The 16216-nt window shown below is 71.5% G+C and carries 15 protein-coding genes and 1 pseudogene; 10 read left to right on the top strand and 6 right to left on the bottom strand.

Translation table 11 applies throughout. The features are described 5' to 3' along the window. The first annotated feature begins 169 nt into the window (after positions 1 to 169). Positions 170 to 796: a hypothetical protein gene (locus ACW9TB_RS36615; RefSeq protein WP_472752708.1), complete on the top strand. Its 627-nt coding sequence runs from the start codon at positions 170 to 172 to the stop codon at positions 794 to 796. Between the two features lie 79 nt (positions 797 to 875). On the opposite strand, the gene ACW9TB_RS36610 is transcribed toward ACW9TB_RS36615, so the two are convergent. The 3 genes and pseudogenes from ACW9TB_RS36610 to ACW9TB_RS36600 form a co-directional block, all read right to left on the bottom strand. Continuing rightward, on the bottom strand, positions 876 to 1130 hold the full coding sequence (locus ACW9TB_RS36610) for a hypothetical protein (RefSeq protein WP_472752707.1): 255 nt from the start codon (positions 1128 to 1130) through the stop codon (positions 876 to 878). Positions 1131 to 1378: 248 nt separating this feature from the next. Continuing rightward, positions 1379 to 1816, bottom strand: a pseudogene (locus ACW9TB_RS36605) (winged helix-turn-helix domain-containing protein); the annotation flags it as partial. Between the two features lie 135 nt (positions 1817 to 1951). Beyond that, positions 1952 to 3229 carry an ROK family protein gene (locus ACW9TB_RS36600; RefSeq protein ID WP_472752706.1) on the bottom strand — a complete coding sequence of 426 codons (1278 nt, stop codon included), beginning with the start codon at positions 3227 to 3229 and terminating at the stop codon, positions 1952 to 1954. Positions 3230 to 3431: 202 nt separating this feature from the next. Here ACW9TB_RS36600 and ACW9TB_RS36595 point away from each other — a divergent pair, with 202 nt between their 5' ends. From ACW9TB_RS36595 to ACW9TB_RS36580, 4 genes are all read left to right on the top strand, one after another. After that, a complete protein-coding gene (locus ACW9TB_RS36595) occupies positions 3432 to 4649 on the top strand; it encodes an ABC transporter substrate-binding protein (RefSeq protein ID WP_472752705.1) in 1218 nt (405 codons plus the stop codon). A 138-nt stretch (positions 4650 to 4787) separates the two neighbouring features. After that, the gene (locus ACW9TB_RS36590; protein WP_472752704.1) at positions 4788 to 5636 is read left to right on the top strand and encodes a carbohydrate ABC transporter permease; all 849 of its coding nucleotides are present in this window, start codon (positions 4788 to 4790) and stop codon (positions 5634 to 5636) included. Next, positions 5633 to 6481: a carbohydrate ABC transporter permease gene (locus ACW9TB_RS36585; RefSeq protein ID WP_350966575.1), complete on the top strand. Its 849-nt coding sequence runs from the start codon at positions 5633 to 5635 to the stop codon at positions 6479 to 6481. Before ACW9TB_RS36590 ends, ACW9TB_RS36585 begins: the two co-directional genes overlap by 4 nt. Continuing rightward, a complete protein-coding gene (locus tag ACW9TB_RS36580) occupies positions 6478 to 8379 on the top strand; it encodes a DUF2264 domain-containing protein (RefSeq protein WP_472752703.1) in 1902 nt (633 codons plus the stop codon). The genes ACW9TB_RS36585 and ACW9TB_RS36580 overlap by 4 nt, the downstream gene beginning before the upstream one ends. A gap of 27 nt (positions 8380 to 8406) precedes the next feature. Here ACW9TB_RS36580 and ACW9TB_RS36575 read toward each other — a convergent pair whose 3' ends face one another. From ACW9TB_RS36575 to ACW9TB_RS36565, 3 genes are read right to left on the bottom strand one after another with little or no spacing between them, the layout of a single operon-like run. After that, positions 8407 to 9402: a TIGR04500 family putative peptide maturation system protein gene (locus tag ACW9TB_RS36575; RefSeq protein ID WP_472752702.1), complete on the bottom strand. Its 996-nt coding sequence runs from the start codon at positions 9400 to 9402 to the stop codon at positions 8407 to 8409. Beyond that, positions 9399 to 10391, bottom strand: coding sequence for an MvdC/MvdD family ATP grasp protein (locus ACW9TB_RS36570; RefSeq protein WP_472752701.1), 993 nt, complete (start codon positions 10389 to 10391; stop codon positions 9399 to 9401). Before ACW9TB_RS36570 ends, ACW9TB_RS36575 begins: the two co-directional genes overlap by 4 nt. Positions 10392 to 10444: 53 nt before the next feature. After that, positions 10445 to 10600: a hypothetical protein gene (locus ACW9TB_RS36565; protein ID WP_472752700.1), complete on the bottom strand. Its 156-nt coding sequence runs from the start codon at positions 10598 to 10600 to the stop codon at positions 10445 to 10447. Positions 10601 to 10944: 344 nt separating this feature from the next. Between ACW9TB_RS36565 and ACW9TB_RS36560 the strand changes: the two genes are divergently transcribed. From ACW9TB_RS36560 to egtC, 5 genes are all read left to right on the top strand, one after another. Beyond that, positions 10945 to 11607, top strand: a complete 663-nt coding sequence (locus tag ACW9TB_RS36560) for an RNA polymerase sigma factor (RefSeq protein WP_472752699.1) — start codon at positions 10945 to 10947, stop codon at positions 11605 to 11607. 167 nt (positions 11608 to 11774) lie between these two features. Then, a complete protein-coding gene (locus ACW9TB_RS36555; protein ID WP_472752698.1) occupies positions 11775 to 12140 on the top strand; it encodes a zf-HC2 domain-containing protein in 366 nt (121 codons plus the stop codon). 431 nt (positions 12141 to 12571) lie between these two features. Beyond that, positions 12572 to 13816 carry a glutamate-cysteine ligase family protein gene (locus tag ACW9TB_RS36550; RefSeq protein ID WP_472752697.1) on the top strand — a complete coding sequence of 415 codons (1245 nt, stop codon included), beginning with the start codon at positions 12572 to 12574 and terminating at the stop codon, positions 13814 to 13816. Positions 13817 to 13977: 161 nt separating this feature from the next. Beyond that, positions 13978 to 15402 (top strand): ergothioneine biosynthesis protein EgtB, encoded by a 1425-nt coding sequence (gene egtB / locus ACW9TB_RS36545; protein WP_472752696.1) that lies wholly within the window; start codon positions 13978 to 13980, stop codon positions 15400 to 15402. Beyond that, positions 15403 to 16119 carry an ergothioneine biosynthesis protein EgtC gene (gene egtC, locus ACW9TB_RS36540; RefSeq protein ID WP_472752695.1) on the top strand — a complete coding sequence of 239 codons (717 nt, stop codon included), beginning with the start codon at positions 15403 to 15405 and terminating at the stop codon, positions 16117 to 16119. Positions 16120 to 16216: the final 97 nt, after the last annotated feature.

The raw sequence follows: 16216 nt of genomic DNA, 5'->3' as shown, positions 1-16216 counted from the left end.
TCCTCGGCCGGGTACCAGCCCTTGGCGACGGCCTTCTCGACGCTGACGACGGTCCGGGGCAGGAAAGCTCCCGCCGGGCCGTTTCGCCGGTCCTCCCCACATCCCGGGCCCGTGACGGCCCGCGTCGCGGAGGCCGGTGGGTGGCGCGGCACGTGCCCGGAAGGCGCCCATGCCCCCGACCGCCCCCTCCACCGACCGTACCGACAGCACAGCCCCCGCCGCCCGCCGCCCGGTGGTCGTCATGTCGCCCCCGGTCCGCAAGGCCGTCCTGACCCTGCACGTGGCGGTCTCGGTCGGCTGGCTCGGGCTCGACCTGGGACTGCTCAGCCTCGGGATCACCGCCCTGACGACCGGGAGTCCCGAGCTGCTGCGGGCCTCCTACCTGGCCATGGACGTCTTCGGTGACACGCTGATCGTCCCGGTGAGCCTCGGCGCGCTGCTGACCGGCGTGCTGCTCTGCCTGGGGACGCCGTGGGGACTCGTCAGGTATCACTGGGTGCTGATCAAGCTGGTGACCACGCTGGCCGCGGTCACCGCGTCCGTTCTCGCGCTGCGCCCGCACATCGAGACGGCCGCCGCCAAGGTGTCGGGAGTCCTCCCGTCGGAGCTGCTCTCCCTGGATCTCGACGGCGTGGACCGCGTCCTGGTCATCGCGCCGAGCGTCGCGCTGTTCCTCTACCTGCTCAACGTGGTGCTCTCGGTCTTCAAACCGTTCGGCCGGACCCCGTACGGACGGCGGCGGGCCAGGCCGGATCGTCCGGCCGGGCTCGGGCGGGCGGCGCCACCGGCGCCGTGACGGCGAACGGCGCCGGGCGCGGTGACCACGCCCGGCGCCGTCGCACCTCACCCATTACCGTTTTCTACCGTTTCCTGGCTTACCAGTAGGTGTGGAAGACATAGGGACGGTAGTACGACTGGAAGCCGAAAGGCACGTAATTGTTGTAGAGACCGAAGGGCGAGTAGCGGGGGTAGAAGCCGTACGGGTTGAAGGGGTCGAAGTTGCTGCTTCCGGCGACCACCGAGACCTGCTGGGTTACCGCGCTTGCCCCGGCGGGCTGGGCCGACACCGCCATGCCGACTACCAGGGTGGAGGCCGCCAGGATTCCGGCGGCGAGAGCCTGCTTGAACATGAAAGATCACTCCGTGTCTGATGATTGAACCCGGCATGCCGCCAGGATTTGCAGGGCGCCGACCAGATTTCCAGGAATATGCTGAATCGACGTCACGTAAGACGCTAGTTCAGAGCCATAACGGTCTTCGCCCCAGAAAAGACAAAGCCTTGGTCCGGGATCATTTCCCGGAAGGAAACGCGGAGGTTACACCGGAGTGGAGCTCACGATCCCGCTCCCTTCGGGGATCCGCCCCCCGGCCGTACGGTCCGCCGCGCGGCCCGGCGCACCGGCAGCTGGAAACGGCCGGTCCAGCCCAGCCGGTCCAGGAGATAGGCCACCCCGCGCGCCGTGTAGGACACCTGGAACCTCTCCGCGATCAGCACGGCGACGCGCGCGGCGGTCCAGTGGCTGTCGTCCCAGCCGTGGGCGGCGGCCCCCTCCGCCAGGGCCGCCTCCAGCCGTGCCAGCTGCTCGTCGGTGAGCTTGCGGCCGCTGCCGGTTCCCTTGGAGACCAGTGCCTCCTTGCCGCCCCGCCTCCAGAGCGCGTACCACTCGTAGGCGGACTTCCGGGTGATTCCCAGCAGGCGGGCCACCCGCGCGGGCGCGATCTCCCCCGCGAACATGTCAGCGGCCCGGAACCGCAGCCTCTCGCGCCTGGCCCGCTCCTGCGCGGACAGCCCACCGCCCCTGTCTGAATATCTCATACTTTAAGGCTCTCACCTGGGCAAATAGGATCTAACAGGCACCCACCCCGTGTCACCCCGGCCTTTCCCTCCCGGGTCCCGGCGGCCGGGCCGGACGAACCCTCCCCCGGCCAAAGGCGCGGGCGGAGGCTCCGGTCAGCGGGAGGCGGGGATCCGCGCGGAGGGGTGGGAGTTCAGGAACTCGTCCAGGACGAGGGTGGCGGCCCCGTGGGCCACGGCGTCGGGGCCGAGGCGGCCCAGCACGATGGAGGTCGCCGCGTACGGCTGGGACAGGGAGTTCTCCGCCGACGCGGCGCGGATGTCGTCGAGCAGGTGCCTGCCGAGCAGGAGCCCGAGCCAGCCGCCGATGACGATCCGCTCGGGGTTGATGAGGTTGATCAGGTTGGACAGGCCGACGCCCAGGTAGGTGACGGTCTGGGTGATCACCGGTGACCTGGACTCCACCAGGGCGGCCAACTCGGCCTGCCAGTCGGTCGTCCGGGTGGGCACCCCGGCGCGGTCGAGGACGCCCTCGGCCCCGATGTAGGCCTCCAGGCAGCCGCGCGCGCCGCACCGACAGGTCCGACCATTGACCACGATCTTGGTGTGGCCCCACTCCCCCGCGCTGCTGCTCACGCCCCGGAAGGTCACGCTGTCGGAGACGATGGCGGCCCCGACACCCGAGCCGATCAGCACGATCACCGCGTCACCGGACCCGCGTCCCGGCCCGCCGGAGCCGGTCACCGCCCCGGTGGGACCGTGCCCCGGGCCGCCAAGACCACCCGCGCCGTCGCGGCCCGGGTCGCCGCCCCGGCGGGGGTCGGCCCACAGCTCGGCGCGGCCCAGCGCCTTGGCGCCGTTCTCGACGAACAGCGGGAGCGTGGTGCCCGCGCGTAGGAGCGCTCCCAGGGGAACCCCGTCCCAGCCGAAGGTCCTGGTGTGGATGAGCGCGTCGGGACCGCCCTCGACGATGCCGGGGACGCCCACGCCCACCCCGAGGGCCTGGGCGGCGGGAACGCCCGCGTCGTCGAGGACGACCTCGATCCCGGCGAGGATGTGGCGCACCACGAGCTCGATCTGGTGCCCGGCGGGGCGCAGGGCGTACTCGACCCTCGCCCTCTCGTTCATCTCGAGGTCGAACAGCTCGACGCGTACGTGGGTCTCGGCGACGTCGACGCCGATCACGTAGCCGTACACGGGGTTGACGCGGAGGATGGCGCGGGGGCGTCCGCCGTCGGACTCGGCCTGTCCGGCCTCGACGACGATGTTCTCGGTGAGGAGGTCGCCCGTCATGCTGCTCACCGTGGCGGCGCTGAGGCCGGTGAGCCTGGTCAGCTCGTTGCGGGTCGCGGGGCCGCTGAAGTAGAGGGTTCGCAGCAGCATGGCCCGGTTGCCCTTGCGCACGTCGCGGACCGTCCTGCGCTCGGGCCTCACGATGGCCTACCTCCCCATGTCAGGGCACATGGTAGTTGAAGATCTGAAGATATTCGTCCGACCCCTGACCTCCGGATGGCCCCCGTCCCACGGGTGACCGACGTCCGTCTTTCCTCCGTGTTACCAAAGCGTTTCTTAAGGGGACTGAACTTTTTTCACATCTTACATTATCGTCCGTTGCACCCCCCATCAGGAGGAAGAAATGATCAGGAGAGTCACAGGGGCTGCGGCCGGTATGGCACTGCTCGCCGGACTCGTCGCCTGCGGCGGCGACAACGGGACGGCCTCGGAGGCCACGACACTGACCTACTGGATGTTCCAGGACCGCACCCCGCAGGCGGGGGAGGTCGTCGAGAAGCTGCGTACCGACTTCGAGAAGGCCAACAACGTCACCGTAAAAATCGTCAAGATCCCCAAGGACGACTACAACACCAAGCTGGGCAGCGCCGTCGCCGCCGGGACCGTCCCCGACGTCGGCATCCTGGACCAGCCGCTGGTGGCCAGGTACGCGCTGGACGGCACCATCAAGGAGGTGCCCGCCGGTACGGTCGACGAGAAGATCTACTACGAGGGCGCCCTCAACACCAACAAGGTGAACGACAAGCTCTACGGGCTGCCGCTCGACCACACCGCGGTGGCGCTCTTCTACAACAAGAAGCTGGTGCCGACGCCTCCCAAGACCTGGGACGAGCTCAAGGCGACGGCCGCGAAGGTCCACCAGGCCGACCCGAAGATCGCGGGCATGGTGGTGCCGAAGGGTGACGGCTACGGCGGCTGGATGTGGCCGGGCTTCCTCGGCGGCGCCGGAGGCTCCCTCGTCGACGAGAAGAACAAGAAGATCCTGTTCGACCAGCAGCCCGGAGTCGACGCGCTCCAGCTCTGGGTCGACCTGCTGCCCTCGTCGCCCCGCCAGATCACCGACTCGGACAAGCCCTTCGAGAACGGCCTGGCCGGAATGATGATCTCCGGTCCCTGGGACGTGGCCACGATCAAGGCCGACTTCCCCGACCTGGAGTTCACCACCGCCCCGCTGCCGTACAAGACCGAGCCCTCCGGCAACATCGGCGGCGAGAACGCGGTGGTCTTCAGCAAGGGCAAGAACGCCGAGCTGGCGTGGAAGTGGCTGACCTACCTGACGAACGCCCAGAACAACACCACGCTCGCACAGGCGCTGGGCGGCTTCCCGACCAACATCGAGGCGGCCGAGCGGGACGCGGCCACGTTCGGCCCCGACCAGGCGGCGTTCCTGGAGCAGCTCAAGGTCGCCCAGGCCAGGCCCGCCCTGCCGGAGTGGATCCAGATCAACGACGAGATCATCGCACCCGCCCTTGAGGCCGCGCTGAGCGGCAAGGTCACCTCCCAGCAGGCGCTGACCGAGGCCGCGGACAAGACGCGTGCGCTGCTCAAGTGGAACGGCTAACGCGAAAGCGAGGCAAACGTGGCATCTCCGGTGCTGGCTGACAAGCCCGCCGTGACGCCTCCTCCCGGGCGGCGACGCCGTCGCCCGGGTTTCGGGCGACGCGACCACGTCATCGGGTGGCTTCTGATCGCCCCCGCGGTGATCTACTTCGTCATCTTCCTGCTCTATCCCGCACTGGCCGCCCTCTACTACAGCTTCACCGACTGGAACCTGCGGACGGCGCCGAACTGGGTGGGCCTGGCCAACTACACCGACCTGCTGTTCGACGACGTGAAGTATCCGCACTTCTGGAAGTCGGTCCAGGTCACCCTGCAGTACACGCTGATCGCCGTGCCGCTCACGCTGGGCACCGCGCTCGTCCAGGCGCTGCTGATCAACGCGATCCGCCGGGGGTCCAACCTGTTCCGGCTGCTGCTGTTCCTGCCGGTCGTGACCGCCGAGGCGGCCGTGGGCGCCATCTGGCGATGGCTCTACGACCCGCAGTACGGCCTGGTCAACACCCTGATCGGCATCGTCGGCATCCCGCCGCAGAACTGGCTGAACACCCCCGACCTGGTCATCCCGGCGCTGTCGTTCATCGCCGCCTGGCAGTGCGGCATCTCGATGATCATCTATCTCGCCGGACTGAAGGGCATCCCCGACTCGATCCGCGAGGCCGCGATCATCGACGGCGCGGGGCCCGTCCAGCGGTTCTGGAAGATCGTCGTGCCGATGCTGCGGCCCACCACCTTCTACCTGCTGGTCACCGGCGTGATCGCGGCGCTCCAGGTCTTCGGCCTGGTGTACGTGATCTTCTCGGGCGGCGGCGGCAGGAGCGTCACCGGCGGCCCCGAGCAGGCGGGCCTGACCTACGTCCTGCACCTGTACCTGTTCGCGTTCCGTTACGACGCGATGGGCGCGGCCTGCGCGATGTCGTTCATCCTATTCGTCTTCATCATGATCATTACTGCGCTGCAGTTCAAGTTCGTCAAGCAGGAGGCGTCGTGAAGGCCGCGAGGAAAGTACGGCTCGCGCCCATCTACATCGCGCTGGTGCTGCTGGCCCTGGTGTCGGTCGTCCCGTTCCTGTGGATGCTGGCGACCTCGTTCAAGCACGGCTCGGACGTCTACACCAAGGTGCCCAGCCTGCTGCCGCTCGACCGCAAGACCGGCGAGTTCTCCCCCACCCTGGAGAACTACGACCACGTCCTTCAGGTCAGCGGGCTGGGCCAGGCGTTCGTCAACAGCGTCTGGGTCTGCCTGATCCTGGTACCGGCCAAGCTCCTCGTGGACGCGCTGGCCGCCTACGCCTTCGCCAGGATCCCCTTCCCCGGCAGGGACAAGCTGTTCGTCGTCCTGCTCGCGGGCATGATGGTCCCCACGATCACGCTGCTGGTGCCGCGCATCCACGTCACCCAGGCGCTCGGCATGTTCGACTCCGGGTGGGGGCTGATCCTGCCCAACGTGGCCTCGGTGCTGGACATCTTCCTGCTGCGCCAGTTCTTCATGTCGCTGCCCTCCGAACTGGAGGAGGCGGCGCGCATCGACGGCGCGGGGCGGATGCAGATCTTCTGGCGCATCATCATCCCGCTGTCGAAGCCGGTGCTGGCGGTCGTGACGATCACCAGCTTCATCTTCCACTGGAACGACCTGGTCTGGCCGCTGGTGGTGCTCAACGACCCCGAGCTCTACACGCTGCCGCTGGCCCTGCAGCAGCTGGCCAGCAGCGAGTCCGGACGGTCGTACTACATCATGGCGGGCGCGACCCTGGCGGTCGTCCCGGTCATCGTGGTGCTGCTGATCTTCCAGCGCCGCATCATGCAGGGGATCGCGTTCACCGGGCTCAAGAGTTGACCTCTCCGCAGGACGTGGGCGGGGCGACGCGCGACCGCGAGGACCCGCGAGGTACGGGCGGAGTGATGCGCGACCGCGAGGACATGCGCCGGCTCGTGACCGAGCTGGCCGAGCCGCTGGTCCCCCGCTTCAGCCCCGGGCGGGCGCGCCTGCGGCTCGGGGCGAACGCGGCCCACTACGGCGACGAGGCCGCCGAGCTGGAGGCGTTCGCCCGCCCGCTGTGGGGGCTGGCCCCGCTGGCGGCCGGAGGCGGGTCCTTCGAGCACTGGGAGCTGTGGCGGCGGGGGCTGGCCTCCGGGACCGACCCCGGGCACGGGGAGTTCTGGGGGGCGGCGACCGACGTCGACCAGCGGCTGGTGGAGACCGCCGCGATCGGCCTGGCGCTCGCCCTCGCGCCCGAGGTCGTGTGGGACCCGCTGAGCGGCGCGGAGCGGGACAACCTCGCGGCCTGGCTGCTCCACGCGATGACCCGCGAGACCGTCGACAACAACTGGCGGTTCTTCCCCGTACTGGTGGGGCTCGGGCTGGACCGGGTCGGGGTGCGCTTCGACCCGGCCCCCAACCTCGCCCGGCTGGAGCGCCTGGAGTCCTTCGCCCTGGGCGGCGGCTGGTACGGCGACGGCCCCACCGCGCAGCGCGACTACTACGTCCCCTTCGCGATGCACTTCTACGGCCTGATCTACGCCGCCCTGTCCGGCGACCGCGATTCCGGCCGGGCGGAGCGCCTGCGCGGGCGGGCGGCGGCGTTCGCGCTCGACTTCCAGCACTGGTTCACCTCGGACGGGGCCGCCGTGCCCTTCGGCCGGAGCATGACCTACCGCTTCGCGCAGGGGGCCTTCTGGGGCGCCCTGGGCTTCGCCGGGGTCGAGGCCCTGCCGTGGGGAGAGGTGCGAGGCCACCTGATGCGGCACCTGCGCTGGTGGCTGCGGCGGCCGGTCCGCGACTCCTCGGGCCTGCTGACCCTCGGGTACGGCTACGCCCAGCCCGCCCTGGCCGAGCAGTACAACGCCCCAGGCTCCCCGTACTGGGCGCTGAAGGCGTTCCTGCCGCTGGCGCTCGCCGACGGTCATCCCTTCTGGGCGGCGGGCGAGGAGCCCGCGCGGGAGCTGCCGGAGACCGGCGTCCAGCCCGAGGCCGGTGTCGCGCTGATGCGGTGCGAGGAGGGACGGCAGGTCGTCATGCTGAGCGCGGGGCAGCACCACACGTGGGTGCGGCACGGCGCGGCGAAGTACGCCAAGTTCGCCTACTCCACGTCCTTCGGGTTCAGCGTGCCCGCCGGTTCGTGGGGGCTGGAGCAGGGCGCCTTCGACAGCACCCTGGCCCTGAGCGACGACGGGACGCACTGGCGGCCCTGCGAGGTGCCCTGGGACTTCTCGGCGCGCGACGGCCTGCTCCACGCCCGGTGGGCGCCGTGGCCGGACGTGGAGATCGACACCTGGCTGCTCGCCCGCTCCCCGTGGCACGTGCGGGTGCACCGCGTACGGTCGGGGCGGGAGCTGCTGTCGGCCGAGGGGGCGTTCGCGGTCGACCGTGATCCCGTCGCGCACCGCGTCGCCGAGGGTCCCGGCCACGCCCGCCTCGACTCCCCGGCCGGGCTGTGCGTGATCGAGGACCTCGGCGGGCCCCCCGGGGCGGTAAGGACCGGGGAACTGGTCCGTCCCCTGCCGGGGACGAACGTCATCGTGCCGCGTACGGTCATCCCCACGCTGCGCGGCGAGCACGGGCCGGGCGAGCACTGGCTGGCCTGCGCGGTCCTCGGCCTCTCCTCCGTCCCTGGGCTTCCCGAGTCCGGCTCCGGGCTTTCCGGCGTCGGAGGGACCGTGGACTGGCCGGAGGCGCCCGGTCTGGAAGGCGTTCTGGGGCTCCTCCCCGCCGGTCACCCTTTCGGGACCGGCTGACTTCCCGGAAAACATGGGGCGCCGTGCTCAGAGCCAGTACCACTCGATCTTCGCCTCGGCCCGCCGTCCGGCCATGAAGGCGGAGAACGCGGCCCGCCCCGCCGCGGCGAGCGTCGCCGCGTCGGGGCTGGCCGGGCGTCGGTGGCGTACGGCGCCGAAGAGGAAGGTCTCCCGGTACGGCACGGGACCGACCGCCACGCCCTCGGCGGCGTCGCGCAGCGGCGCGGGCAGCTCGGCCGCGGCCCGCTCGGCCACCTGTACGGTCAGCTCCCCGGAGGGACGCGCCACCGCGGCGGCCAGCGCCGCGAAGGGGTCGCCCTCACCGGCCAGGACGCCGAGCCCGGACTCGGGGCCGACCGCCCACGTGGCCGACACCCGGTCGAAGTCCGCGGCGTGCTCCTCGAAGTAGGCCCTGGCCGACTCGGCCTCCTTGCGGATCCTGAACCGTCTCGTCCTGGCCAGGGAGTACAGGTGGTTCTGGTACGCCTGGGAGGTCAGGCCGACCTCCTGCAGCCATCGCAGCATGTCGGCGCGGCTGTGCAGCCCGCGCCGCCGCCGGAAGTCGTCGGACGCCCGCTGCAGCTCCTCCTCGGACGGCGCCTCCTCGTCCCAGGTCTCCAGCGTGAGGAGGCAGTGGTCGATCAGGTCGTCGTGCAGGGTCCGGTCGCGCTCACCGTACGCCCGCATCGTGAGCAGGGCCGTCTGCACCGACAGCTCCTGGCCGTCCACGCTCAGCACCTTGCTCGCCGCCCAGTGCGCGGAGTGGTCGATCGTCCACGGGACGCCGTCCTCGACGGACGCGGTGACCGCGACGGTGCCGCCGTCCGGGTGGTCGACGAGCAGGTCGTAGTCGACCATCGGCGTGCCCGGCCGCACGTCCACGACGAGCTGGGCGCGGGAGGCCGGATTGGCGGCGCGCCAGGCGGCCACGGTCGTGCGCGCGGCGGGTACGGCGTCGCGGTGGCGCGGCAGCCCGCGCAGCAGCTCGACGGCCGAGGCGAGCGTCTCCGGGTAGCCGGTCACGCGGGCACCTCCCGGGCGGCCGGGCGCTCTCCGGCGGCCAGCCAGTCGGCGACCGCGTCGGAGATGCGCAGGTCGGTGAACTCCTCCAGCCACCCCCACTGACCGTTGGGGTTGAGTTCCAGGTACACGTACTCGCCTTCCGGGGTGACGATCACATCGATGCAGCCGAAGGCCAGGCCCAGCGACCCGACCAGCTCGACGCAGCGCCGTTCCACGTCCTCGGGCAGGTCGCGGACGGCGTACTCGGTGAAGTTGCCTTCGTAGTGGCGGAAGTCCTCGCGGGTCATCCGCGACCCCTGGGAGTGGATCTCCGCGGTGAACACCCGCTCGCCCACGACGGTGATCCGCAGTTCCACGGCCTTCTCGATCCTCGGCTGGAGGATCACGGGGGCGTGCGCCAGGCGGTGGCGGCCGGTGAGGTGCCGCCGGGTGAGCGGCGTGGTGTAGAAGCTGTGACCCCTCCCGTCGACCTCGTACGGCACGAACTCGACCTCCTTGGCGATGAGCCGGCCCTCCCTCTCCTCCCACGCCTCGGCCAGCCCCTCGGGGTCGTTGGTGAAGGTGGTCTCGGGCACGGTGAAGCCGAGCCTGGCCCCGGCCGCGAGGTTGACCAGCTTGTTCTGGGTACGCAGCAGGACACCCGGGCGGGCGGGAAACCAGCGGGCGTCGAGCGTCTCCTCCCAGCCGGAGAGGTAGATGTGGCCGATCTTCTCCACGAAGTCGCGGTAGCCGGGGTCCTCGACGGTCGGCGCCGCCCGTGGCCGCCGGGGGCGGCGCACCCAGACGGTGCTGACGTCCGAGGAGTCGATCTCCGCGTCGTCGGTCACCAGCGTGTGCCGCCACGTCCCGCCGACCAGCCGGGAGGTGATCCGGGCGGCGGCGGGGTAGTCGCCGGGGTCCCACCAGTACACCTCGATGCCGCGCTCGACGAGCTTGGGCAGGACGAGGCCGACTCCCAGGTCGCTCTTCTCACTGAGTATCAGGATCACCGGGTTCTCCAGGGAAAACGGGCGGCACCCGCGCGGGTGCCGCCCTTGGCCGATCAGAAGTCGTAGCACCGGTCCGGCTGGCCGTTGTTGATGGAGGTGCACACCCTGGGACTGGGCGGAGTCATCGGCTCGCGTCCGCCGATGACGGTGTCCAGCGCGTCGTCGGACAGCTCGGCGGCGTCCCGCAGATCGTCGATACGGATGGTCATCGCCTCAACCTCGTTTCTCGTGTCACGGAATTTCCCTGCGCTTCCCGAGCCTGACAACGTGATCTTGCAGCGGGCTTGGATCCAACTTGGATCTTGCAAGTGAGGGCTTACCGGCGATCACCCGGTCCGGGTCCGGGAGGCCGGGATGATGGACGAAAAGGTGTCGAACCAGGTCAGAACGGGAATTTCCCCCCAGACTCACCATTCCCCCGGCGGCGCCCTCGACCGAGAGGGCGCCGCGACGACCGGACGGCCGAACGGGGCACCGCGTCGTCACGAGGGCCCGCGAGCGCGCCGACCGCGCACCGGCGGGTCCTCCGGACGCCCAGCGGGAGGAGGCGGGTGTGGAGTCCTTCACGGACGGCGCGTTGCCCTCGGACGACGTCGTCGTCGCGGCCCTGCGCGCCGGAGACGAGGAGATGTTCACGGCGCTGCTGGACACCTGGTCGCGGGGGATGCTGTGGCTGGCCCGCGCGCACGTGTCCACCAACGACTCGGCGGAGGAGGTCGTACAGGACACCTGGCTGGCGGTGATCCGGGGCATCGAGGGCTTCGAGGGCCGCTCGTCGGTCAAGACCTGGGTCTACCGGATCCTGATCAACACGGCCAGGAGGCGAGGCGTGCGCGAGAACCGCACGGTGCCCTGGAGCAGCGTCTTCGAACGGGAGAGCCAGACCGTCGACCGCTCGGGGTTCCAGGGGGTTTTCCAGGGGACGGACGCCCCCTTTCCCGGACATTGGAAAGATTTTCCGGCCGCCTGGCCAACCCCGGAGAGCGAGGTCCTCGCCGCCGAGGTACGCGGCCGGATCGCGGCCGCCCTGGCCGAGCTGCCGATCAGGCAGCGCACCGTGATCACGCTCCGCGACGTCGAGGGGTGCACCTCCGAGGAGGTCTGCGAGATCCTGGAGATCTCCGCGGCCAACCAGCGCGTCCTGCTGCACCGGGCCCGCACGGCCGTACGCGGGCGGCTGGAGGACTACTTCGAGACGGCGAGACGACCGGCGTAGCGCGGGTCGGCGCGAGGGACACGGGTGGTCGCGAGTCGACGCGGGTGGTCGCGGGTCGGCGCGAGTGGCACGGGTGGCCGCAGGTCGGCGCGAGTGGCACGGGTCGGCGCGGATGGCGCGGGTGGTGTGACAGGTCCGGTTGTCGGGACGGTGAGGTGGTCGGGATTGTGAAGCGGTTCAGCTGCGAGGAGGCGGTGGAACTCGTCACCGCCTTCATGGAGGGTGCGCTCGACGAGCCCGCACGGCACCGGTTCGAGGAGCACGTGGGCGGCTGCGAGGGCTGCGCGCGCTATCTCGACCAGTTCCGCGCCACCGTCGAGGCCCTCGGCGGCCTCAGGACCGCCGGGACCACCGACCGGGCCCGGACCGCCGACCCCGCAGACCCCACCGCCCCCGACGCCACGGAGACCGGGGGCACCGGGGAGACCGGGGACACCGCCGACGCCACCCCCGGCTCGCGGCGGCCGGGAGGTCTGCCGGAGAGCACGCGTGACCGGCTACTGGCCGCCTTCCGCGACCGGCGGCGCACCTGAGGCCCGGTTGGAGACTCAGCCGCCTCCCAAAACGCTGCCCCTCACACCCCACCACCTCCCAGAACAACCATCCCCAGACCCGCGCCTCCGCCACCTCCCGGAACACTGCCCCTCACACCCCGCCACCTCCCGGAACGCTGCCCCTCACGCCCCGCCACCTCCCGGAACGCTGCCCCTCACGCCTCACCGCCTCCTGGAACGGCCCTCCCCCGGCCGTGCCCCTACCACCTCGACGCCTCGCCATCTCCCGGAACGCCGTCCCCCGACCCGCATCTCACCCCTCGGCGCCTCCCGGAACGTCGTCCCCGGACCCGCGCCTCGCCCTTCGACGCCTCCTGGAACACCGTTCTTCGCGTTTCGCTGTAACGCCTGGGCGCCTCACGGCTCTATCAGTCCGTACACATCTGGATACCAGGCGAAAGGGAATGGAGATGACCGGTCTGGCGACCGAGGACACACTGATCCGGGACGCCTCGGATGTGGAGACCTTCGCGCGACGCTGCTTTCTCGGCTCCCCCGGTGACCAGGTGGGGATCGAGCTGGAGTTCCTGGTCTTCGACCGTACGGATCCCGCCCGCCAGGTCCCGATGGCCAGGATCAAAGACGCCCTGCCCCCGCTGCCCGGCGGGAGCCTGGTGACCTTCGAACCGGGGGGCCAGCTGGAACTCTCGGGGCCGCCCGGCTCGCTGCCGGGCGCGATCGCCCTCCTCGCCGCGGACGTGAACGCCGTACGCCGTACGCTGCGGGACGCCGGACTGGTGCTGGGCGGGGTGGGCCTCGACCCGCTGCGACCGGCCGGGCGGCAGCTGCGCCTGCCCAGGTACGAGGTGATGGCGCGGTTCCTCGGCACGCCGTACGGGGCGCTGATGATGTGCTCGACGGCGTCGATCCAGGTCAACCTGGACCTGGGTAACCGGCCCGCGGCACGCTGGGAACGCGCCCACCTGCTGGGGCCCGTCCTCGTGGCGGCCTTCGCGAACTCGCCGCTCAGCGAGGGCCGGCCGTGCGGGTGGATGTCGGGGCGCCAGGCGGTGTGGGAGCGGCTCGACCGCACGCGGACGGCCGCCGTCCCGGCGAGTGACGACCCCGGTGCCGCGTGGGCGGAGTATCTGCTCGACGCCCGTCTCATGGCCGTGCGCGACACCACCAAGGACGGGGACGGCGCGGAGTCGTACCGCCCGGTCCTCGACGGCTCGACCTTCCGCGACCGGCTGACCTCGTCGGAACACCCGCCGACCCTGGCGGACCTGAGCTACCACGCCACGACGCTCTTCCCGCCCGTACGGCCGCGCGGCTGGCTGGAGATCCGCTACCTCGACGCCCAGCACCCGGCGGCCTGGCCGGTGTGCGCGGCGGTGACCCACGCCCTGGTGACGGATGACCGCGCGGCCGACGCGGCGCTGGCCGCGGCCGGGCCGTGCGCGGGGATGTGGTCGGCGGCGGCGCTCCACGGCCTGGCGGAGCCCCGGTTGCGCAGGGCCGCCGACGCCTGTTTCCGTGCCGCCCTGGCGGCGCTGCCCCGGCTGGGGGCGGGCCCGGCCCTGGTCTGCGAGGTGGCCGCGTTCGCCGACCGCCACGTGTCCTCGGGGCGGTCCCCGGCCGCCGCACTGCTGGATCTGGTGGGAGAGCGGGAAGAGCGCCTGCCGGACTGGCTGGCCGAGGAAGGACGCGTCTGAGTCCTTCCCACAAGGCCCGCAAGGCCCGCAAGGCCCGCAAGGCCCATAACCGGCCCCGCGACCGACCCGGGGCCGGATCGGGGCCAGGTCGGAGCCAGGTCGGGGCCGGATCCGGGAGCCCGGGTTCGGAAGAGCCGGGGTCTCCACGCTGGAGGTATCTGATGAGCGACTTCAAGGAACGGATCGCCGCCGAGCTGACCGCCGCGCGGAACCGCTCCACGGCCTACACCGACGCCGAGGACGACCTGCTGGTCACCCAGCACTCGCCGCTGATGTCCCCGCTGGTGTGGGATCTGGCCCACGTGGGCAACTACGAGGAGCTGTGGGTGCTGCGGGAGGTCGGCGGGATCACCCCGCTCCGCCCGGAGATCGACGACCTGTACGACGCGTTCAAGCACCCGCGCGCGGACCGCCCGTCCCTGCCCATCCTGGGGCCGGTGGAGGCGCGCCACTACATCGAGGGCGTGCGCGGCCGGGTGCTGGACGTCCTGGACACGGTCGACCTGGAGGACACCGACCCCCTGCGGCGGGACGGCTTCGTCTTCGGCCTGGTGATCCAGCACGAGCATCAGCACGACGAGACGATGCTCGCCACCCTGCAGCTGTCGGGACGGCCGGGACTGGTCCGCGACGGCGATCTGCCGCCCGGCGGGCCGCCGGGCTCCGGCGAGGTGTTCGTCCCCGCGGGCCCCTTCATGATGGGCACCGACACCCAGCCGTGGGCCTACGACAACGAGCGCCCCGCCCACCGGCTCGACCTGCCCGGCTACTGGATCGACAGGCTGCCCGTCGGCAACCGCGCCTACGCGGACTTCGTCGAGGACGGCGGCTACGACGACCCCCGCTGGTGGGCCCCGGACGGCCTGCGCTGGCTGCAGCGGAGCCACGCCTCCGCCCCGCTGTTCTGGACCAGGGACGGCGACGGCTGGTGCCGTACCCGCTTCGGCAGGACCGAGCCCGTGCCCATGGACGAACCCGTACAGCACGTGTGCTGGTACGAGGCCGACGCCTACGCCCGGTGGGCGGGGCGGCGGCTGCCCACCGAGGCCGAGTGGGAGAAGGCGTGCGGCTGGGACGCCGAGGCCGGGCGGGCGCGTACGTACCCGTGGGGCGACGACATCCCGGGCCCCGGCGTTGCGAACCTCGGGCACCGGGCGGCACGGCCCGCGCCGCTCGGCGCCTTCCCCCCGGGAGCGAGTCCCTGCGGCGCCGAGCAGATGATCGGGGACGTGTGGGAGTGGACCGGCTCGTGGTTCCTGCCCCACCCCGGCTTCCGCAGCTTCCCCTACCGCGAGTACAGCGAGGTGTTCTTCGGCTCCCGCTACCGGGTGCTGCGCGGCGGATCCTGGGCGTCCGACCCGGCCGTGGTCCGCACCACGTTCAGGAACTGGGACCGCCCGGCCCGCAGGCAGATCTTCTCCGGCTTCCGCTGCGCCCGCTCGGCCTCCCCCGAACACTCCCCGGGTTCCGCGAAAAGCTCTCCCGAACGCTCCCCTGGCTCCACGGAGCACCCGCCCAGCCACGCCCCGGATCCCCCGAAGCGCTCCCCGGGGCGCTCCCGGGGACGCCCGGCGGAGCGAGGGTAGATGTGCCGCCACGCGTCCTGGCTGGGTGCTCCCCGTACCCTCGCCTCGCTGTTCCACGAGCCGGTCCACGGCCTGCTCCGGCAGGCCCACGCCCCGCGCCTGCAGCGCCACGGCACGATCAACGCCGACGGCTTCGGCATGGGCTGGTACGACGACGCCCGCGCGGAACCGGTCCGCTACCGCCGGACGATTCCCGCCTGGACGGACGCCAACCTGCCGGGGCTCGCGCGGGCGGCCCGTTCCAGCTGCCTGCTGGCCGCCGTACGGTCGGCCAGCGCCGGGATGCCGATCGAGGAGACCGCGACCGCGCCCTTCGCCGACGGGCCGTGGCTGCTCAGCCACAACGGCCGCGTCGCGCGGGAGGCGGTCAGGGAGCTCGCCGACGACGCGGAGAGCTCCTGTGACTCCGCGTGGCTCGCCGCCGCGGTGTTCGCCCGGCGGCGGGTGGGCGATCCGCTCGGCGAGGCCCTGGCGGAGGTCGTCACCCGCGCCGGGCTGAAGGATCCCCGCGCCCGCCTGAACCTGCTCGCCTGTGACGGTACGTCGATCGCCGCGACCGCCTGGGGCGACACGCTCTTCCTGCGCCTCGACGGCCACCCGCGCGACGGCGTGCTCGTGGCGAGCGAGCCGCTGGACGACCGGCCCGGCTGGCAGGCCGTACCGGACCACACCCTGGTCCTCGCCTCGCCCGACGGGGTGAGCGTCCAGCCGCTGTGACCTGGAAAACCGGGAGGAACGGGAGGAAGGAGAACGCGGGAAAGCACAACACCCGGCCACGGACCGGTGAACGGGATCGTGGCCCACACATCCGGGA

Source organism: Streptosporangium sp. H13245 (assembly GCF_055690525.1).
Note: the sequence above shows the minus strand (reverse complement) of the source record. Positions and strands in the feature narration are given on the sequence as shown.

Excerpts from the sequence above, each read along its gene's own strand:
- ACW9TB_RS36615 (WP_472752708.1), top strand. The coding sequence starts at position 170 with ATGCCCCCGACCGCCCCCTCCACCGACCGTACCGACAGCACAGCCCCC.
- ACW9TB_RS36610 (WP_472752707.1), bottom strand. The coding sequence starts at position 1,130 with ATGTTCAAGCAGGCTCTCGCCGCCGGAATCCTGGCGGCCTCCACCCTG.
- ACW9TB_RS36595 (WP_472752705.1), top strand. The coding sequence starts at position 3,432 with ATGATCAGGAGAGTCACAGGGGCTGCGGCCGGTATGGCACTGCTCGCC.
- ACW9TB_RS36565 (WP_472752700.1), bottom strand. The coding sequence starts at position 10,600 with ATGACCATCCGTATCGACGATCTGCGGGACGCCGCCGAGCTGTCCGAC.
- ACW9TB_RS36550 (WP_472752697.1), top strand. The coding sequence starts at position 12,572 with ATGACCGGTCTGGCGACCGAGGACACACTGATCCGGGACGCCTCGGAT.
- egtB (WP_472752696.1), top strand. The coding sequence starts at position 13,978 with ATGAGCGACTTCAAGGAACGGATCGCCGCCGAGCTGACCGCCGCGCGG.
- egtC (WP_472752695.1), top strand. The coding sequence starts at position 15,403 with ATGTGCCGCCACGCGTCCTGGCTGGGTGCTCCCCGTACCCTCGCCTCG.